The 18,847-nt window shown below is 72.8% G+C and carries 16 protein-coding genes; 7 read left to right on the forward strand and 9 right to left on the reverse strand.

What is annotated here, in order from left to right; all coding sequences use genetic code 11:
• Positions 1 to 198: 198 nt before the first annotated feature.
• Positions 199 to 573 (reverse strand): PH domain-containing protein, encoded by a 375-nt coding sequence (locus ACWEFJ_RS10740; RefSeq protein WP_378085141.1) that lies wholly within the window; start codon positions 571 to 573, stop codon positions 199 to 201.
• A 17-nt stretch (positions 574 to 590) separates the two neighbouring features.
• Entirely contained in the window at positions 591 to 1,109 is a 519-nt protein-coding gene (locus ACWEFJ_RS10745; RefSeq protein WP_449713607.1) for a DUF4240 domain-containing protein, read from the reverse strand.
• 161 nt (positions 1,110 to 1,270) lie between these two features.
• On the opposite strand from ACWEFJ_RS10745, the gene ACWEFJ_RS10750 reads away from it, so the two are divergent.
• Positions 1,271 to 2,131, forward strand: a complete 861-nt coding sequence (locus ACWEFJ_RS10750) for a helix-turn-helix domain-containing protein (protein ID WP_449713608.1) — start codon at positions 1,271 to 1,273, stop codon at positions 2,129 to 2,131.
• On the forward strand, positions 2,103 to 2,285 hold the full coding sequence (locus tag ACWEFJ_RS10755) for a DUF397 domain-containing protein (protein ID WP_449713609.1): 183 nt from the start codon (positions 2,103 to 2,105) through the stop codon (positions 2,283 to 2,285). The genes ACWEFJ_RS10750 and ACWEFJ_RS10755 overlap by 29 nt, the downstream gene beginning before the upstream one ends.
• A 45-nt stretch (positions 2,286 to 2,330) precedes the next feature.
• On the opposite strand, the gene ACWEFJ_RS10760 is transcribed toward ACWEFJ_RS10755, so the two are convergent.
• From ACWEFJ_RS10760 to ACWEFJ_RS10785, 6 genes are all read right to left on the reverse strand, one after another.
• Complete coding sequence (locus ACWEFJ_RS10760) at positions 2,331 to 3,323, reverse strand: TIGR03842 family LLM class F420-dependent oxidoreductase (protein ID WP_378085132.1); 993 nt, start codon at positions 3,321 to 3,323, stop codon at positions 2,331 to 2,333.
• 8 nt (positions 3,324 to 3,331) lie between these two features.
• The gene (hydA, locus tag ACWEFJ_RS10765; RefSeq protein ID WP_449713610.1) at positions 3,332 to 4,717 is read right to left on the reverse strand and encodes a dihydropyrimidinase; all 1,386 of its coding nucleotides are present in this window, start codon (positions 4,715 to 4,717) and stop codon (positions 3,332 to 3,334) included.
• Positions 4,714 to 5,556, reverse strand: coding sequence for a nitrilase-related carbon-nitrogen hydrolase (locus tag ACWEFJ_RS10770; protein ID WP_449713611.1), 843 nt, complete (start codon positions 5,554 to 5,556; stop codon positions 4,714 to 4,716). Before ACWEFJ_RS10770 ends, hydA begins: the two co-directional genes overlap by 4 nt.
• Positions 5,553 to 7,055, reverse strand: a complete 1,503-nt coding sequence (locus ACWEFJ_RS10775; protein ID WP_378085125.1) for an NCS1 family nucleobase:cation symporter-1 — start codon at positions 7,053 to 7,055, stop codon at positions 5,553 to 5,555. The genes ACWEFJ_RS10770 and ACWEFJ_RS10775 overlap by 4 nt, the downstream gene beginning before the upstream one ends.
• Positions 7,056 to 7,180: 125 nt before the next feature.
• Positions 7,181 to 9,238, reverse strand: coding sequence for a hypothetical protein (locus ACWEFJ_RS10780; protein ID WP_449713612.1), 2,058 nt, complete (start codon positions 9,236 to 9,238; stop codon positions 7,181 to 7,183).
• Positions 9,235 to 9,969: an RDD family protein gene (locus tag ACWEFJ_RS10785; RefSeq protein ID WP_449713613.1), complete on the reverse strand. Its 735-nt coding sequence runs from the start codon at positions 9,967 to 9,969 to the stop codon at positions 9,235 to 9,237. Before ACWEFJ_RS10785 ends, ACWEFJ_RS10780 begins: the two co-directional genes overlap by 4 nt.
• A 148-nt stretch (positions 9,970 to 10,117) precedes the next feature.
• On the opposite strand from ACWEFJ_RS10785, the gene ACWEFJ_RS10790 reads away from it, so the two are divergent.
• The 3 genes from ACWEFJ_RS10790 (at position 10,118) to ACWEFJ_RS10800 (ending at position 13,912) form a co-directional block, all read left to right on the forward strand.
• The gene (locus tag ACWEFJ_RS10790; protein ID WP_378085119.1) at positions 10,118 to 11,092 is read left to right on the forward strand and encodes a LysR family transcriptional regulator; all 975 of its coding nucleotides are present in this window, start codon (positions 10,118 to 10,120) and stop codon (positions 11,090 to 11,092) included.
• 662 nt (positions 11,093 to 11,754) lie between these two features.
• A complete protein-coding gene (locus ACWEFJ_RS10795; RefSeq protein WP_449713614.1) occupies positions 11,755 to 13,197 on the forward strand; it encodes a S1 family peptidase in 1,443 nt (480 codons plus the stop codon).
• 280 nt (positions 13,198 to 13,477) lie between these two features.
• Positions 13,478 to 13,912 carry a hypothetical protein gene (locus ACWEFJ_RS10800; protein ID WP_449713615.1) on the forward strand — a complete coding sequence of 145 codons (435 nt, stop codon included), beginning with the start codon at positions 13,478 to 13,480 and terminating at the stop codon, positions 13,910 to 13,912.
• On the opposite strand, the gene ACWEFJ_RS10805 is transcribed toward ACWEFJ_RS10800, so the two are convergent.
• Positions 13,909 to 15,558 carry a PucR family transcriptional regulator gene (locus ACWEFJ_RS10805; protein WP_378085113.1) on the reverse strand — a complete coding sequence of 550 codons (1,650 nt, stop codon included), beginning with the start codon at positions 15,556 to 15,558 and terminating at the stop codon, positions 13,909 to 13,911. The genes ACWEFJ_RS10800 and ACWEFJ_RS10805 overlap by 4 nt on opposite strands.
• 107 nt (positions 15,559 to 15,665) lie before the next feature.
• Here ACWEFJ_RS10805 and ACWEFJ_RS10810 point away from each other — a divergent pair, with 107 nt between their 5' ends.
• Both ACWEFJ_RS10810 and ACWEFJ_RS10815 read left to right on the forward strand, forming a co-directional pair.
• Positions 15,666 to 16,940 (forward strand): aspartate aminotransferase family protein, encoded by a 1,275-nt coding sequence (locus ACWEFJ_RS10810; RefSeq protein ID WP_449713616.1) that lies wholly within the window; start codon positions 15,666 to 15,668, stop codon positions 16,938 to 16,940.
• Positions 16,941 to 17,035: 95 nt separating this feature from the next.
• Positions 17,036 to 18,544 carry a CoA-acylating methylmalonate-semialdehyde dehydrogenase gene (locus ACWEFJ_RS10815; RefSeq protein WP_378085240.1) on the forward strand — a complete coding sequence of 503 codons (1,509 nt, stop codon included), beginning with the start codon at positions 17,036 to 17,038 and terminating at the stop codon, positions 18,542 to 18,544.
• Positions 18,545 to 18,847: the final 303 nt, after the last annotated feature.

An 18,847-nucleotide genomic window follows, 5' to 3' on the forward strand; every position in this document is an offset into this window, starting at 1 on the left:
GCGCCCGCGTCGGTGCGCCGTCGCGGGCGGCGTCCGGCGGGAGTCGGCCGGGTTCGGTGGTGCTGGGTGGCAGGTCGGCTTCGCCGGCCGGCGCGGATGCGCGTCGTGGGCGCGCGGTCGTGGGCCGCGTGCGGTCGGGCGTGCAGGGGTCGCGGGCGTCCCGGCGTTCGTGCGGTGGCCCGTGCGCGGTCCCGGCGGTCAGAGCACGAACGTCGCGATCATCTGCCCCAGCAGCCGCACGTCGGCGTGCCCCTTGAACTCCAGCCGCACCTGCCCCAGGCCGCTGAACCACAGGTCCAGCTCGGCGTCCATGTCGAAGGTGCCGGCGGTCTCGATGGAGAACGCCTGCACCCGGCTGTAGGGCAGCGACGTGAAGTCCTTCTTCCGGCCGGTCATGCCCTGGACGTTCACCGCGATCACCCGCTTGTTGGTGAACACCACGAAGTCCCGCACCGTCTTGAAGCTCGACACGATCTGCTCGCCCTGGATCAGGATCGGCGACACCTGCGACGCGATGTCCTCCGGCCGGCACGGGGCCAGCTTGAAGACGGACTGCTTCTCGAAGTCGATCACGCGTTCGACGGTACCCGCTACACCGCCCACCCCGCCGGGTTCGACCCCGATTCCCGGGAGATCCCCGACCCCGTCTCCGGGAAACCCCCGAACCGGCGGTCGTGCAAGTGGGCAAAGAAGTAGCAGAACTCCTCGCACTCGGCGTCCACCACCGCCACCCCCGGGTCGCGGACCACGGCCTCGTAGAACTCCCGGCCCAGCGCGAGGATGAACCCGCGCGCGTAGAGGAAACCGTCGTCCGAGCCGTCGGTGACCTCCTGGACGTCGGCCCGGTCGATCTCGTACAGCTTGCGCTCGGCCACCCGGTCCAGCGCGGTCAACTCCTCGGCGGAGAGGTCGGCCGACGCCGCCGCGAGCGCCCGCAGCACCGCCGGCAGGTGCTCCTCCAGCTCGGCGGCCTCCTCGAAGGCGTCCTCGGACACGTCGCGCTTGGCCAACGCGCGCCGCACCTCGTTCGGACCGGGGCCGAGGCCGGTCCACGCGTCTTCCAACATCGCCCAGAAACGGGCCTCTTCGGTCTCAGTGGGGAGGATCATGCGGCGAACGTAGCAACGGGGTCCGACAATTCCGGGTGCTCCAGCGCCGGCGACGACCCCCGAACGGGTCAATCGTGGCCCGCCGGTACCGCGCTGACCTCTTGGGCTGAAACCACGCGTTCAGGCTGGAACCGGCTGGTCAGACGCCCTAGCGTGCCCGCATGGAGTCACGCGCGTCGAATGCGCTCAGCCGCGAGCTGGGCGATGCCCTCCGCCAAGCCCGCCGCCGGTCGACCGTCAAGTTCGGGGACCTGGCCGAGGAGCTGGGTTGGTCCCAAGCCCGGATATCGAAGGTGGAGCGCGGACTGCGCGGCACGAGCCCGCTGGACATCGCCCGCTACGTCGGCCACCTCCGGTCCGACCAGGCGACCTACGAGCACATCATGGACCTGGCCGAGGAGCGGAACACGGGCCACCTCGTCCGGCCGCACGAGATCGCGGTGCCCGACAGCCTGCGCGCGCTCCTCCTGCACGAGCAGACCGCCGAGGTCATCTGGTCGTACCAACTCGTCACCATCCCAGGGTTGCTCCAAACCGCCGACTACGCCGCCGCACTGATCGACCCGACCGACGGTGAGCACCGCGTGGCTGAGCGGATGGCCCGGCAGAGGATTTTCGACCGGCCCAAGCCGCCCGCGGGGCACTTCTTCCTGCTCGAATCCGTGCTGCACCACGTGGTGGGCGGTCCGCAGGTGATGTACGAGCAGTTGTTGCAACTGCTGTTCCGCGGTGGCGTGCGGCTGGTGACTTTCGAAGATCAACTGCCCCGGACGCTGACTGCGGCGGCGTTCAGCTTCATGACCTTCGCCGATCACCCTCCCGTGTCGTACGTCGAGGCCGGGCCGCTGTCCGTGCTCTCGGACGCACCCGAGACCACCGCCCAGTTCGAGCAAGCCTGCAATGACCTCGACCGGGTGGCGCTGAGTGAGGAACAATCGCGGTTGGTGTTCGCAGCATGGGCGGACCGTTACGACCGACTGCGGGAGGAACAGCGTGGGGCCGGAGACGAGGCAGTGGCGTAAGAGCAGCTACAGCCAGGGGGCGAACACGGAGTGCGTGGAGGTGGCGTTCGCCCCGGAGGTCGTCGGCGTGCGGGACTCCAAGAACACCGCGCCGCGCCTGGCCTTCACGCCTACCGCCTGGCGCGCGTTCCTCGGCGGACCGCCGCGACGGTGATCGACGCCGGTCCCGGGACCGCGCCCGGGAACCGGCGTCGGGGTTTCACACCCGGCCGATCACCTCGTTGCCGTACGACGTGAGCGTCTTGTCCTTGTCGTCGTGCATCAGGTACAGCGCGAAGTTGTCCACGCCGACCTCGCGCAACTCCTGCAACCGGTCCACGTGCGCGGACGCCGGGCCGAGCAGGCAGAACCGGTCCACGATCGAGTCCGGCACGAAGTCCGTCGACCGGTTGCCCGCCCGGCCGTGGTGGCTGTAGTCGTAGCCCTCCCGGCCCTTGATGTAGTCGGTCAGCGCGGTCGGCACCGCGCCCGAGTCGCCGTACCGCGCGACCAGGTCGGCCACGTGGTTGCCGACCATGCCGCCGAACCAGCGGAGTTGGTCGCGCTGGTGCGCCAAGTCCGTGCCGACGTACGCGGGCGCGGCCACGCACATGGTGATCGACGCCGGGTCGCGGCCCGCCGCGACGGCCGCCTCGCGCACGGTCCCGATGGTCCACCGGGCGATGTCCGGGTCCGCGGTCTGGAGGATGAACCCGTCGGCCTGCTCGCCGACCATCCGCAGCGCCTTCGGCCCGTACGCGGCCATCCACACCTCCAGCCTGCCGTCGCGCACCCACGGGATGCGCACGGGTGTGCCGTGGTGCTCGACCTCCCGCCCCTCGGCCAGCTCCTTGATCACCGTCATGGCCCGGCCGAGGGTGGCCAGCGACGCGGGTTTCTGCCCGATCACCCGGCGCGCCGAGTCGCCGCGCCCGATGCCGCACACCGTGCGGTTGCCGAACATGTCGTTGAGCGTGGCGAACAGCGACGCCGTGACCGACCAGTCCCGCGTGCTCGGGTTGGTCACCATCGGGCCGACGACCAGGTCCTTCGTCGCCGCCAACACCTGCGAGTAGATGACGAACGGCTCCTGCCACAGCACGACCGAGTCGAACGTCCAGCCGTAGCGGAAGCCGTTGTCCTCCGCGGCCCTCATCCCGGCCACCACGTCCCGCGCCGGCGGGTCGGTCTGGAGCACCACCCCGAAGTCCACGTCGCCCCCTACACCAGGTACTGGTTCAGCTCGCGGGACAGGAACCGGCCGTGACCGGCCGCGCCGTGGAAACCGCCGGCGTCCACGACCACCCGACCGCGCGAGAGCACGGTGTCCACCTTGCCGGTGATCTCCATGCCCTCGTACGCCGAGTAGTCGACGTTCATGTGGTGCGTGGCCGCCGAGATCACCTGCCGCGCGGTCGGGTCGTACACCACCACGTCGGCGTCCGCGCCGGGCGCGATGACACCCTTGCGCGGGTGCAGGCCGAACATGCGGGCCGGCGTGGTGGAGGCGATCTCCACCCACCGCTCCAGCGTGATCTCGCCCTTGACCACGCCCTGGTGCAGCAGGTCCACCCGGTGCTCGACGCCCGGCATCCCGTTGGGGATCTTGGAGAAGTCGCCGCGCCCCAGCTCCTTCTGGTCCTTGAAGCAGAACGGGCAGTGGTCGGTCGACACCACCGACAGGTCGTTGGTGCGCAGGCCGCGCCACAGCTCGGACTGGTGCTCCTTGGGCCGCAGCGGGGGAGAGGCCACGTACTTCGAGCCCTCGAAGTCCGTTTTCGCCAGGTCCTCCAGCGACAGGTAGAGGTACTGCGGGCAGGTCTCGGCGAACACGTTCTGCCCGGTGTCGCGGGCCTTGGTCACCGCGTCCAGCGCCTGGGCGGCGGACAGGTGCACGATGTAGAGCGGCGACCCGGTCACCTTGGCCAGCGTGATGGCGCGCGAGGTGGCCTCGCCCTCCAGCTCAGCGGGCCGGGTCAGGCCGTGCTCGACCGGGTCGGTGCGGCCCTGCGCGAGCGCTTGCGCGACCAGTTGGTCGATCGCGATGCCGTTCTCCGCGTGCATCATGATCGTCGCGCCGGTCTCCCGCGCCTTCTGCATGGCGCGCAGGATCTCGCCGTCGGTGGCGTAGAAGACGCCGGGGTAGGCCATGAACATCTTGAACGTGTTCACGCCCGCGTCGATGCAGGACTCCATCTCCTTCAACGACGTGTCCGTGACGTCGGAGACGATCATGTGGAACCCGTAGTCCACGGCGCACCGGCCGTCCGCCTTGGCGTGCCACTTGTCCAACGTGGACAGCAGCGAGGTGCCCTTGGCCTGCACGGCGAAGTCGATGATCGTCGTGGTGCCGCCCCACGCGGCGGCGATCGTGCCCGTCTCGAACGTGTCCGCGGAGAACGTGCCGCCGAACGGCATCTCCATGTGGGTGTGCGCGTCGATGCCCCCGGGGATCACGTACTTGCCGCCGGCGTCGATCGTCTCGTCCGCCTGCACCGGGAAACCGGGCGCGAGCAGCGCGACGATCTTCTCGCCGTCCACCAGCACGTCGGCGGCGACCGCGCCGGTGGCGTTGACCACCGTGCCGCCCTTGATGAGGATGCTCACGGCCGGACCAGCCCTTCGTAGGTGTCGGGACGGCGGTCGCGGTAGAACGCCCACAGGTTGCGGACCTCGGCGAGCAGGTCCATGTCCAGGTCGCGGACGACGACCTCCTCCTCGGTGTCCGACGCCGCCTCGCCCACCAACTGGCCGCGCGGGTCGGCGAAGTACGACTGGCCGTAGAACTCGTTGTCGCCCAGCGGTTCCACGCCCACACGGTTGATCGTGCCGACGTAGTACTCGTTCGCCACGGCCGCCGCGGTCTGCTCCAGCCGCCACAGGTACTCCGACAGGCCCCGGCTCGTCGCCGAGGGGTTGAACACGATCTGCGCGCCGTTCAGGCCCAGCGCGCGCCAGCCCTCGGGGAAGTGCCGCTCGTAGCAGATGTAGACGCCGACCTTGCCCACGGCGGTGTCGAACACCGGGTAGCCGAGGTTGCCCGGCTTGAAGTAGAACTTCTCCCAGAACCCCTTGACCTGCGGGATGTGGTTCTTGCGGTGCTTGCCGAGGTACTTGCCGTCCGCGTCGATCACGGCCGCGGTGTTGTAGTAGATCCCCGGCTGCTCCTCCTCGTACATCGGCACGACGAGCACCACGCCCAGCTGTTCGGCCAGCTCGCACATCAGCTCGGTGGTCGGGCCGTCGGGGATGCCCTCGGTGTAGGAGTAGTAGTCCGCGTCCTGCACCTGGCAGAAGTACGGCCCGTAGAACAACTCCTGCAGGCACACCACCTGCGCGCCCTGCGACGCGGCGGAGCGGACCGCCTCGACCGCGTTCGCGATCATCGTGTCCTTGTCGCCGGTCCACTTCTGCTGCACCAGACCCGCTCGGATGATGTTGCTCACGCGTTCTCCCTCCGTGGCGCCAGCGCCAGGTAGACGAGCATGCCGCCGACCAGGCCGACGACCCAGTTGTAGTCGTAGAGCGGTTTGAGGAACGGGATCAGGCCGTCGGCCGGGAACGGCCCGTTGTATGCGCCGCCGACCGCGAGCACCGAGCCCACCAGCGTGGCGACGACCGCCCGCCAGTTCCAGCCCGCCTTGAACCAGTACGCGCCCCGCCCGGCCAGGTAGAGGTCCGGCAGCTCCAGCCGGGTCTTGGCCAGGATCCAGTAGCCGGCCACGAACACGCCCGCCACGGACGCCAGCAGGCCGCCGTAGAAGCCGAGCCAGGCGAAGATGTAGATGCCGGGGTCGGAGATGAGCCGCCACGGCTGGATCACGATGCCGATCACGCCCGTGACCAGGCCGCCCACCGCGAAGGTGATCTTCTTCGGGAACGCGTTGGAGAAGTCGTACGACGGGCTCACCACGTTCGCCGCGAGGTTCGCCGACACCGTCGCCAGCACCAGCGCCACCAACGCCACCAGCACCACGGCGGTGCTGTCGAACCGGCTGGCCAGCTCCGCCGGGTCCCAGATCGCCTCGCCGTACAGGGCCATCGCGCCGGACGTGGTCAGGATCGCCACGATCGCGATGAACGACATCGTGGTGGGCAGGCCGAGGACCTGCCCGACGGCCTGCTTGCGCTGGCTGCCGCCGAACCGGGTGAAGTCGGGCATGTTCAGCGAGAGCGTGGACCAGAACGCGATCATGCCCATGAGCGCCGGGAAGAACACCTTCCAGAAGTCCGCGCCCCAGCCGAGCTTCGACGGCTCGGACAGGATCGGGCCGAACCCGCCCGCCTTGACCGCCACGTACCCGAGCAGCACCAGGAAACCGACGCTGACCAGCGGCGCGGTCCAGTTCTCGAACCGGCGGATCGCCTCCATGCCGCGCCAGATGATCACCATCTGGACCACCCAGAACGCCAGGAAGCACAGCCACAGCGTCCACACCTGGCCCAGCACGACGGGCGCGTGCACCCACCCGTCGCCCGCCAACCGGCCCACGATCACGTGCAGCGCCTTGCCGCCCACCCACGTCTGGATGCCGAACCACGCGCACGCGATGAACGCCCGCAGCAACGCCACCAGGTTCGCGCCCCGGATCCCGTAGAACGCGCGGGCGAACACCGGGAACGGGATGCCGTACTTCGTGCCCGCGTGGCTGTTGAGCAGCATCGGGACCAGCACGATGAGGTTGCCGAGGGTGATGGTCAGGAACGCCTGCACCCAGTCCATCCCCAGCGCCACCAGCGACGCGGCCAGCGTGTAGCTCGGGATGTTGTGCGCCATGCCCATCCACAGCGCGAAGAAGTTGTACGTGGACCAGGTGCGCCGCTCCAGCGGCACCGGCGCGAGGTCGTGGTTGTAGTGCGGGCTGTCCGCGATCGCGGAGTGGTCGGGCAGCTCGACGCGGCCGTCGGGATCGGCTGTGACCTGGGTTGCGGAGTCAAGGGCCATCGGTCACTTCCCTGTTACGCTCGTGAAACACCCTTCGTGCGGGCGGTTCGGCGCGATTTCCATCCCGGCATCCTCCGGTCGGCCCGCGTGCGTGGGCAGCGGCGAAGTGTCCACGCTTGCCATGATCAGCGCACACTGTGTCCATTGCCAACCGGGGGCCGCGCCAGGCGCTCCCGCAACGCCAGGTGGCGGAACTGGTAGGTCGTGCCGAACTGGCGCAGCACCTCCAGCCGGTGCGCGTCGGCCAGGAACGCGCCCAGCCGCCACGGCAGGTCGCGCCGCAGCGCGAGCCACACCCGGGCCGGCACGTAGGCCGCCCACGCGGTGAACACGACCACCGCCGCCGGACCGCCCGCGACCGCGCCGCCCACCGCCGCCCACGCGCCCGCGCCGAGGTCGCCCGCGGCGATCCCGACCGCGCCCCCGGTGATCACCCCGACCACGACGGCGAACATCGTGCCGACCACGACCGTGGACACCCGGTCGCGCCGCAGGGTCGCGTCCGGCGTGCGGGCCCGGACCGTGGCCACGCGCGCGTCCAGGCCCTCCGCGCCGCGCAGCAGCGCGCCCGCCACGACCCCGACCACGAGACCCGCCAGCAGCGCGGCCGACAGGCCGGCGATCGCCCCCGCGACCGGCGCGCCCGCCGGGCGACCCGCCGACGCGCGACCCCCGGTGACGCCCGCCGCGACCACCCACGCCACGGCGATGGCCAACGCCCCGTGCCGCAGCCGCCACGCCACGTCCGCCCAGGTGGGCAGGCCGCGGAAGCCGCCGTCACCGGAACCGCCCCGGTGCGGCGGAGCGCCCGTGCGGACCGCCGCGTACCCCACGCAGAACGCCGCGCCGAACAGCAGGCCCACCACCGGGCCGACCCCCAGGCCGATCGCCCTCGGCCCGAGCGGTGCCGCCACCCCCGCCCACACCAGGCCGGCCAGGACGCCCACGCCGACCTCCAGCCGCCCGACCGGGAGCGCGCCCCGCAGCTCCCACCACGCGAAGTTGGGCGTGCCCCGGCGTTCGAGGTGCCGGGCGAGGAAGCCGAGCCAGCGCCGCGGACCGGGGCCGCGGTGGCGCGGTCTGCGGGCCGCGCCCGCCGGCCGCGCCCGGTCGGAGTAGGTCTCCGCGATGAACGACTCCAGCAGGAACACCCGCACCGACGCCTCGTCGGGCAGGTCGAGCAGGTCGTCCGGGCGCGGGACGGACCGGGCCAGGGACACCATGAGCGGCGACGTCAGCGCCGCCGCCACCGGCGGGTGCGCCGCCACCCGCCGCCAGCCCCCGCCCAGGTGCGCCACCGCGTCCGTGACGTCCACGCCGGCCAGCTCGAACGTCGTCACCCCCGCCAGCCCCGCCAACGCCGGGTCCGGCCTGCTGGTCAGCACGACGGGGTCGGTCGGGCCGAGTTGGGCGTTCACCGCCTCCACCGCCACCGCCCGCAGCGGCTCGGCCACCTCGTCCAGGCCGTCCAGCACCGGCAGCACCGCCCCGGCCGCCACCAGCTCCGCGCCCCCGGTGATCCCGTAGTCGGCTTCCAGCCGCCCGGCGATCCAGTCCCGCAGCACCTGCCGCTCCGGGTCCCACAGCGCCAGGGCCAGCGGCACCGGCACCGGCTCGTCCGCCCGGCGGTGCGCGAGCAGGTCCAGGGTCAGCCGCACGGCGAGCACCGTCTTGCCCGACCCTCCCGGACCGACCACGACCAGCCGCCGCACGGGCAGCAGCCGGGCCGCCGTCACCGGCCCGTCGAGGTCCGACCGCTCCGCGCGGCCCCGAGCCGACCACGCCACCGGCAGCGGCGGCGAGCGCAGCATGCCCCGGCCGACCCACTCGCCGTGCCACTGCGTCGACACCGCCGCGGCCAGCCGGGTCCGCGCCTCGCCGACGTCCACCGCGGGCCGGCGATCACGCCTGCCGAGCACGACCGCGAGCAGGACCAGCGCCACCACCGCCGCGACGACCGCGCACCCGCTCAGCACGCCCTCGACGCCGCCCACCGTGCGATGGACCGAAAGCCACACCGAGGACGCCGTCACGCTCGACAACGCCGCCGCCACCACCCACAGCCACCGCCCGTCGCGCGGCGCGGAGTGGAAGTGGACCGCGTCGATGCGCCCGGCCTGGACGACCGGTCCGGCGACCGCGCCCCCGGTCACCTGGTTGACCGTGCGGCCGTCCTCGATCACCGGGCCGGCGGCTCACCGGTGCCGAAGCGCTCCCGGAGCAGCCTGCCCCGCTCCGCCACCCGTCCCGGCGCCTGCTGGGCGAGCTGCCAGGCGTGGGAGTTCTGCAGCGCGGCCAACCGCGCGGCCCAGTCGACCGGCTGCACGACGGTGCGGCTGCGGCGGTCGTGCCAGCACGTCGGCCCGCGCAACGACAGGCACTCGACCACGGACAGGACCACCAGCACGAACCCGAGCAGCAGCAGCGGGACGTCGAGCCGCAGCAACCCGACGATCCACGCGACCCAGGCCAGGGCGGGCAGCAGCACGGTGAACGCCGTGCGCTTCACCGCCTGCCCGAACCGCATCCGCCTGCCACCGCCCACGGGGACGACGACCAGCGAGGTGACCACCTTGCCGACCGTCCGCCCGAACCACACGTGCATGCCCACGTCATAGGCCGCGACGACGAGCACCTGCGCCAGCACCGTGGCGGCGACCGAGGACGTGACCGTGCCCCAGACCTCGGCCAGGCCCGACGAGGCGCTGTCGCCCATGTCGCCGAACCGGAGCGACAGCAGCCCGGTCACGCCGTCGCCCGCGACGGAGGCCGTCTCCAGCGCGGCGCTGTGCTTGACGTGCCCCAGCGTCAGCAGCCAGACCGGCGAGGTGACCGCCAGCACCAGGACCCAGTCGACCAGTCGCGCGGTCCAGCGGCGGCCGAGGTGGCGCGGCACGGGCGGGTGGAAGGTCATCACGTGCTCCTGCCTGTCCACGAAGAGTGCCGAAGGTACTACCGGCAGTGGTCGGGCGGGCACGTAAAACTGCGGGCACCGCAGTCACGATCGGGTGCTGTTCGGTGAGTGGTCGACTGGACCGGGAGCGTGACCTAACGTCCGACGGATGAAGCTCGAACTGCGGCACCTGCGGGTCGTCTGCGCGATCGCAGACGCGGGCAGCCTGTCGAAGGCGTCCTCCGTCCTGGGGCTCGCCCAGCCCGCCCTGACGGCCCAGCTCCACCGGATCGAAGGACTGCTCGGCGGCAAGCTGTTCGAGCGCGACCACAAGGGGGCCCGGCCGACCGCGCTGGGCGAGCTGGTGCTGGAACGGGCGCGCGTGCTGCTGCCCGCGTTCTCCCGGTTGCAGGAGGACGCGCTGCGGCTCGTGGACGACGACGCGCCCGCCGAGCGCTACCGGGTGGGCGCGGTGAACGGCCCGATGCTGGGCGGGCTGGTGCACCGGCTCACCGAGGCCCACCCCGGCTCGCACGTGTCCACGCAGGTGTCGTGGTCGGGCTCGGAGCTGTCCGCCATGGTGGCCGCCGGACGGCTGGACTACGTGCTGGTGGGCGTGTGCGGCGACGCCCCACCGCCGTCGGAGCACGGGCTGACGTGGCAGGTGATCGCGGTCGACCCGGTGTTCGTGCTGATGCCCGAGGACCACCCGTTCACGTTGCTGGAGGAGGTGGAACTCGGGGCGCTGAAGGACATGCAGTGGGCGGTGACGCCCGGCGACGGGTGCTTCGGCGACTGCTTCGTGGCCGCGTGCAGCCGAGCCGGCTTCACCCCGCGCACGATGTACGAAGTGGACGTCAACAGCTGCGTCGACCTGGCCGCGTCGGGCGACGCGGTGGCGCTGTGCCAGCCGACCTTCCGCCGCACGCCGGGCCTGGTCGCGATGCCGCTCGCCGGCGCGCCCCTGCGGTGGCGGCACCTGATCGGCTGGGACCCGGAGGGCCCGGCCGCCGCGTTCGGCCCGCAGGTGCTGCGGTACGCCGCCGAGGCGTACCGGGAGACGGCCGAGCGCAACCCGCGCTACGCGGGCTGGCTGCCCGGACACCCGGAGTACGGCGCGGTGCCGCACCTCGCGGCCGGCTGACGGGGGAACCGCGGTGGAGCCCGACCGCCACTGCCGCCGGATCGCGCTCGTCGATCGCGCTGCTGCTGGATCGGGCTGCCGCCGGGCCGCTCTCGCGGATCACCCTGCCGCTTGATTGCCCTGCCGCTTGATCGCGCTGCGCCGGGCCGCGCCTCCGCCCGGCCGGCGCGGGCGGTGGCGGTTCGAAGCCGCGCGACGGCGAGGGGTTTCGGCCGGCGGCGATGGGGGTGGCCGTGGCGGGCGGGCGTGGCGGGCGGTTGCGGCTGGTGGCTGCGGGTGGTGCGCGCTGCGGGTGACGGCGGTGGGTGCCCGCAGGCGCGGGGCTGCGTGGGCGGCGGCTGGTGGGCGGGCGTGGCGGGCGGTTGCGGCCGGCGGCTGGGGGTGGTGCGCGCTGCGGGTGACGGCGGTGGGTGCCCGCAGGCGCGGGGCTGCGTGGGCGGCGGCTGGTGGGCGGGCGTGGCGGGTGGCGCGGGTGGTGGCGGACGGGCGTGGTTGGGGGCGGGCGTGGTTGGCGGTGGTCCGGTGCGGTGGTGGGTGGTCGTCGTGGCGTGTCGGTGGTGGGGCCATCAACCGGTCTTATGACCGAAGCGGTATTACCGCGAGCGGACCCGCCGACCTAGCTTTCACGGGGAATCCCTGCCCTCCCTCGAGGAGAATTCCCCATGTCACCACGTTTGAGACCACTGGCGCTGACCGCGGCGCTCGTGGCGGCCACCGCCCTGACCACGGTGGCCGCCCCGACCGCCCAGGCCGCGCCCGCCGGCCAGGAAGCCGAGATCCTCTCCGCGCTCCAGCGCGACCTCGGGCTCGACGCCGACCAGGCCCGCGCCCGCCTCGCCGCCGACGAGCGCTCCGCCGGCACGGCGCACGCCCTGCGCAAGCGCCTGGACGGCCGGTTCGGCGGCGCGTGGATCGACTCCTCCGGCACGCTGACCGTGGGCGTGACCCGGGCCGCCGACACCGACCAGGGCGGCGTGCGCACGAAGCTGGTGCAGCGCAGCGAGAACGACCTGGACGCGGTCAAGGCGGCACTGGACGCGCACGTCGCCGCCGCGCCGCGCTCCGTCCCCGGCTGGTACGTCGACCTGCCCACCAACACCGTCGTGGTCAAGTCCCAGCCCGGCCGGCTGGCCGCCGCGCGGGCCTTCGTCGCGTCGTCCGGCGTCGCCGCCTCGGCCGTCCGGTACGTCACGACCACCGAAGCGCCCCGCCCGCTGATCGACGTGATCGGCGGCAACGCCTACACCATCGGCAGCGGCACCCGGTGCTCGGTCGGCTTCTCCGTCAACGGCGGGTTCGTCACCGCCGGGCACTGCGGCTCGACCGGCGCGTCCACCGCCAACCCGAGCGGCACGTTCCGGGGGTCCAGCTTCCCCGGCAACGACTACGCGTGGGTCCAGGTCGCGGCGGGCAACACGCCGCGCGGGCTGGTCAACAACTACTCCGGCGGCACGGTCTCGGTCGCCGGCTCGCAGGACGCGCCCGTCGGCGCGACGGTGTGCCGGTCCGGGTCGACCACCGGCTGGCACTGCGGCACCATCCAGGCCCGCAACTCCTCGGTGACCTACCCGCAGGGCACGGTCACCGGCCTGATCCAGACCACGGTCTGCGCCGAGCCCGGCGACTCGGGCGGCTCGCTGCTGGCCGGCACGCAGGCGCAGGGCGTCACCTCCGGCGGCTCCGGCAACTGCCGCTCCGGCGGCACCACGTACTTCCAGCCGGTCAACGAGATCCTGCAGACCTACGGCCTCACCCTGGTCACCGGCGGCGGCGGCAACCCCGACCCGCCGACCGGCTGCCAGAACGCGGAGACCACCTACACCGGCTCCCTGGCGGCGGGCGGGCAGGCGTACCAGCCCAACAACAGCTACTACCAGTCCACGGTGTCCGGCGCGCACGTCGGCTGCCTGGCCGGTCCGGGCGGGGCCGACTACGACCTGTACCTGGAGAAGTGGAACGGCAGCTCGTGGGCCGTGGTGGCCAAGGGCGACAGCCCTGCCGCGAGCGAGACCGTGAACTACAACGGCACACCGGGCTACTACCGCTACCGCGTGCACGCGTACAGCGGGTCCGGCGCCTACACGCTCGGGGTCACGAACCCCTAGCGCCGGGTGAAGACCGTCGCGGGCCCGTGTCGTTCCACCGTCTCCCCGACACGGGCTCGCGACGCCACGATCCGCCATCGGGGGCGGGCGGCCCCGCGGGTTCCCGGAGCCCCGAACCCGGACCCGCGGGGCCCTCCCCGGGATCACCCTTTCGGTTTGACCTGATCGAGTGGGCGCGGCACGGAGCGTCAGTCACCCGATCGAGTTGTCAAGGAACCGGTGCGGCCTGGTCGATGCGGAGGGGGTAACTGTGCAGGTCCCCAACCAGGTTAGGAAAACCGTGTCCGGAAATCGCACGCGCGGCCTCCTGCGTGCCGCCGCCCTGCTCGCCGTCGGTACCTCCCCGCTGCTCGCGTCCGCCGCGTCGGCCAGCGAGGCCCCCACCGACATCATGGACGGCAAGCTCGGCACCGCCCCCGAGGTGGGCGCGGACGCCGCCAAGCCCGTCGCCGACGTGCTCGGCGGCCAGCCCGTGAAGCTGCCCGCGCCGCTGCCGGGCGGCACGTCGGACGTCCAGGTGCCGCACGTCGCGGCCCCCGCCGCGGTGCAGGCGCCCGCCGTCCCGGCCGTGCCGCAGCTGGACCAGGCGCTCGCCGGGCAGCCCCGCGCCCTGCCCGCCACCCCGGAGCTGCCGCTGCTCGCCCCGCCCATCTCGGGCCCGGCCGAGGCGCCCGACCTCTCCGACCTGAGCAAGCTGCCGCTGCCGCTCGGCTAGGCCGGCGTCGTGGGCGGGCGGGGCAGCTGAGGGTCCCGCTCGCCCATTTCCTGCACCAGCAGCGCCACGTACAGCGAGAGCACCGACTCCGGGTCCTCCAGGGACACCCCGAGCACCTGCTCGATCCGGCTCAACTGCTGGTAGTACGCGGTCCGGGAGAGGTGCGCGGCGGCTGCGGCGGCGGACTTGTTGCCGCCGTGCTCGCAGAAGCTCCGCAGCAGTTCCACCAGCCGGGTGCCCTGGTTGGCGTCTCGCGCCAGCAGCGGGCCCAGCTCGCGGTCGGCGAACGCCAGCACCCGCTCGTCCTCGCGCAGCAGGTGCAGCAACCCGCGCAACCGCACGTCGTCCAGCCGGTGGTAGAGCCGGCTGCCGGAGGAGCGCAGCGCCGCGCCCGCCACGTGCGCCGCCTCGCCCAACGACCGCCGCACCTCCGGCACCGCGGTCACGGTCGTGCCGACGGCCACCACCACGGGCAGCGCGTGCTGCGTCGCCGCCGCCCGGCGGTGCACCTCCCGGGCCAGCCGCCGCAGCACGCCGTCCAGCCCCGCCTGCGGCGGCAGGGAGAGCAGCGCCCGCACGCTCGTGTCGTCCACCACGCCGACCAGCGCGGGCACCGTCACCCGCCGGGCCGCCAGCGCCGTTGCCTCGGCGAGGTCCCGCAGCACCTCCTGCGACGCCAACGCCTGCGCGGGCGCGGTCGAGGTGCCGGGCCGGATCGCCACCCCGACGAGCTGCCGCCGGTCCAGCGGAACGCCGAGCGCAGCCGCCCGCGCCGGCAGGTCGTGCGGCGGCTGCCCGAGCAGCTGGGTGAGCAGCGTCCGGTGGGTCTGCCGCTCCAGCGACTCGCGGTCCCGCGCCACGAGCCGGTGCACGGCCAACGCCGACGCGGCCCGCTCGGCCACCACGACGTGCCGGTGCGGCGGCGCTTCCGGCGTCACCAGCACCAGCCGCCCCCAGTCCGCGCCCCGCGCGCCGACCACCGTCACCAGCCACCCGGCCCGCTCGTCGTAGGCCGTGCGCTCGGACACGGCCACCGCGCGCGACCGCTGACCCCAGTCGGCGAGCAGCGCGGTCGGGTCCTGCCCCGCCGCGTCGTAGGCCAGCACCTCGTGCCCCAACGTCTCCAGCACCACCGGCAACCCCGACGTCCGGGCCACCTCGCGCAGCACCTCGGCGGGCTCCGCGCCGGCCACGGTGAGCGCGGTGAACGCCTCGTGCACCTGCTCGGCCGCCCGCAGCTCGGCCAGCTGCGCGTCCACGATCAGCGACACCACGGCCTCGGTCACGGACACGAACCGGGTCTCGCGGGCCAGCGTGATCAACGGCAGCTCGTGCCGCTCGGCGGCGGCCACCAGCGCGCCCGGCACCTCGTCGCTCCACCGCCGCACCAGCTCCACGACCAGGCCGGCCGCGCCCACGGCGGCGAGGTCGGCGACGTAGCGGGCCAGGCCGTCGGGGTCGTCGGGCAGCGCGATGCCGGTGGTCAGCACCAGCTCGCCCCCGCGCAGCAGGTGCGCGATGTCGGCGACCTCGGCGGCGTGCACCCACCGCACCCGGCGACCCATCCCGGCCGCGCCCGCGACCACGGCCGGCTCGCCGCGCCGGACCACGGGGAGGGCGAGCGCTTCGGCGACCGTGGGGTACATGGACACAACGTAATGCGCGACGCCGGAAAGGGGTACAGGTTGTCCATGGCGGCCCCCGGCACCGCCGACCACACTCCTCCTTCAGGGACCTACGACCGGAGGACGCGATGGCACACGAGGAGCTGCTGGCCCGGCACCGCGCGGTGATGCCCCACTGGATGGCCCTCTACTACGAGCAGCCGATCGAGCTGGCCAGCGCGAGCGGACGCCGCGTCACCGACCGCGAGGGCCGCACCTACCTGGACTTCTTCGCCGGCATCCTGACCAACGCGGTCGGCTACGACGTGGCCGAGATCTCCGACGCGATCCGGTCCCAGCTCGCGACCGGCGTGCTGCACAGCTCCACGCTCTACCTGATCCGCTCGCAGGTCGAGCTGGCGGAGAAGATCGCCGAGCTGTCCGGCATCCCGGACGCGAAGGTGTTCTTCACCAACTCCGGCACCGAGGCCAACGAGACGGCGCTCATGCTGGCCACCCAGTACCGCCGCAGCGACCAGGTCCTCGCGCTGCGCAACTCCTACCACGGTCGCGCGTTCGCCACCGTCGCCATCACCGGCAACCGGGGCTGGTCGGCGTCCTCGCTCAGCCCGGTCAAGGTGAGCTGGGTGCACGGCGGCTACCGGTACCGCAGCCCGTTCCGCGACCTGTCCGACGCCGACTACGTCAAGGCGTGCGTGGCGGACCTGCGCGAGGTGATCGAGACGGCGACCGCCGGCGACGTGGCGTGCCTGATCGCCGAGCCGATCCAGGGCGTCGGCGGGTTCTCCTCGCCGCCGGACGGGCTGTTCGCCGCGTTCAAGGAGGTGCTGGACGAGTACGGCATCCTGCTGATCTCCGACGAGGTGCAGACCGGGTGGGGCCGCACCGGCGAGCACTTCTGGGGCATCCAGGCGCACGGCGTGACGCCGGACGCGATGACGTTCGCCAAGGGCCTGGGCAACGGCCTGGCCATCGGCGGGGTGGTCGCGCGGGGCGACCTGATGGACTGCCTCACGGCCAACTCGCTGTCCACGTTCGGCGGCAACCCGGTGGCCACCACCGGCGCGCTGGCCACGTTGAACTACCTGCTCGACCACGACCTCCAGGCCAACGCGGCCAAGCTCGGCGAACGGCTGATCGACGGGCTGCGCGACATCGCGGCGGACCGGCCCGCGGTGGGCGACGTGCGCGGCAAGGGGCTGATGGTCGGCATCGAGCTGGTCGGCCCGGACGGCGCGCCGGACGCGGCCAAGGCGGTCGAGGTGCTGGAGGGCACGCGGGAGCGCGGGCTGCTGGTGGGCAAGGGCGGCCTGTACGGGAACGTGATCCGCCTCGCGCCGCCCATGACGTTGACCGAGGACGAGGTCGAAGAGGCGCTGGGCATCCTGGAGGACGTGCTGTGAACGGGGACGCGGTGGACGGGGACGCGGTGGACGCGGGCGTGGTGAGCGGGGGCGCGGTGGGCGCGGGCGTCGTGGACGGGGGCGCGGTGGGCGCGGTGGGCGCTGCCGGGCCGAAGCGGATCGGGCACTGGATCGGCGGCAAGCCGTGGAGCGGGGAGAGCGCGCGTTCCGGGGACGTGTACGACCCGGCGACCGGGCGGGTGGCCGCTCGGGTGGACTTCGCCGACGAGGCCACCGTGGACGAGGCGGTGGCCGCCGCGCGGGAGGCGTTCGCGTCGTGGCGCAACGCCTCGCTGGCGCAGCGGTCGACCGTGATGTTCGCGTTCCGGGAGCTGCTGAACGCGCGCAAGGGCGAGCTGGCCGCGATCGTCACCGCCGAGCACGGGAAGGTGCTGTCCGACGCGGCGGGGGAGGTGCAGCGCGCGTTGGAGGCGGTCGAGTTCGCGTGCGGCATCCCGCACCTGCTCAAGGGCGGGTTCAGCGAGAACGCGTCCACGCGGGTGGACGTGTACTCGATCCAGCAGCCGCTGGGCGTGGTCGGCGTGATCTCGCCGTTCAACTTCCCGGCCATGGTGCCGCTGTGGTTCGTGCCCAACGCGATCGCGTGCGGCAACGCGGTGGTGCTCAAGCCGTCGGAGAAGGACCCCTCGGCGGCGAACTTCATCGCGGAGCTGTTCGCCGAGGCCGGGTTGCCCGACGGCGTGCTGAACGTGGTGCACGGCGACAAGGTCGCGGTCGACCGGGTGCTGGAGCACCCGGACGTGAAGGCGGTGTCGTTCGTGGGCTCGACACCGATCGCGCGGTACGTCTACGAGACCGGCACGCGGCACGGCAAGCGCGTGCAGGCGTTGGGCGGCGCGAAGAACCACATGGTCGTGCTGCCCGACGCCGACCTGGACCTGGCGGCGGACGCGGCGGTGTCGGCCGGGTTCGGTTCGGCGGGGGAGCGGTGCATGGCGATCTCGGTCGTGGTCGCGGTGGACCCGGTGGGCGACGAACTGGTGTCGAAGATCGTGGACCGGATGCGGGACCTCCACGTCGGTGACGGTCGTCGTCCCGGCTGCGAGATGGGGCCGTTGGTGACGGGGGCGCACCGGGACCGGGTGTTGTCCTATGTGGATGGTGGAGCGGCGGAGGGCGCGTCGCTGGTCGTGGACGGCCGGTCGCACGCGATCGACGGTGACGCGGCGGGGTTCTGGCTCGGGCCGACGTTGTTCGACCACGTGGGGACGGACATGGCGCTGTACCGGGACGAGATCTTCGGGCCGGTGCTGTCGGTGCTGCGGGTGGGGACGTACGACGACGCGTTGGAGGTGGTGAACGCGAACCCGTACGGGAACGGCACGGCGATCTTCACCAACGACGGCGGGGCGGCGCGGCGGTTCCAGAACGAGGTCGAGGTCGGGATGGTCGGGGTGAACGTGCCCATCCCGGTGCCGGTGGCGTACTACTCGTTCGGCGGGTGGAAGGACTCGCTGTTCGGCGACTCGCACGCTTATGGGCCCGAGGGGGTGCACTTCTTCACCCGGACCAAGGTGGTGACGGGTCGGTGGCTGGACCCGTCGCACGGCGGCGTGAACCTGGGCTTCCCCCAAAACACCTGACCTCGGCGTGTCCTACGTTCGCGTCACCCGTGTCCTACGTTCAGAACGCGCGTGTCGAACGTTCAGGACTCGTGTGTCGAACGTTGAGAGCGCGAGAGTCCTACGTTCGGAGCGTGTGAGTCCTACGTTGAGGGTGCGAGAGTCCTACGTTCGGGGGCGGTGAGTTCAGCGCTCGGGTCCGGCTCGATTTGACATGGGGCCCTTACGGGTACCCGGGGCAGGCCAAAGCCGGCAGGCCCGGCGGCGGCCGCCGAGACCGCGCCGCACTTGGCGTGCCCGAGCACGACCACCAGCGGCACCGCC

Source organism: Actinosynnema sp. NPDC004786, assembly GCF_053601135.1.

Excerpts from the sequence above, each read along its gene's own strand:
- ACWEFJ_RS10805 (WP_378085113.1), bottom strand. The coding sequence starts at position 15,558 with ATGTACCCCACGGTCGCCGAAGCGCTCGCCCTCCCCGTGGTCCGGCGC.
- ACWEFJ_RS10790 (WP_378085119.1), top strand. The coding sequence starts at position 10,118 with ATGAAGCTCGAACTGCGGCACCTGCGGGTCGTCTGCGCGATCGCAGAC.
- ACWEFJ_RS10810 (WP_449713616.1), top strand. The coding sequence starts at position 15,666 with ATGGCACACGAGGAGCTGCTGGCCCGGCACCGCGCGGTGATGCCCCAC.
- ACWEFJ_RS10785 (WP_449713613.1), bottom strand. The coding sequence starts at position 9,969 with ATGACCTTCCACCCGCCCGTGCCGCGCCACCTCGGCCGCCGCTGGACC.
- ACWEFJ_RS10775 (WP_378085125.1), bottom strand. The coding sequence starts at position 7,055 with ATGGCCCTTGACTCCGCAACCCAGGTCACAGCCGATCCCGACGGCCGC.
- ACWEFJ_RS10795 (WP_449713614.1), top strand. The coding sequence starts at position 11,755 with ATGTCACCACGTTTGAGACCACTGGCGCTGACCGCGGCGCTCGTGGCG.
- ACWEFJ_RS10745 (WP_449713607.1), bottom strand. The coding sequence starts at position 1,109 with ATGATCCTCCCCACTGAGACCGAAGAGGCCCGTTTCTGGGCGATGTTG.
- ACWEFJ_RS10750 (WP_449713608.1), top strand. The coding sequence starts at position 1,271 with ATGGAGTCACGCGCGTCGAATGCGCTCAGCCGCGAGCTGGGCGATGCC.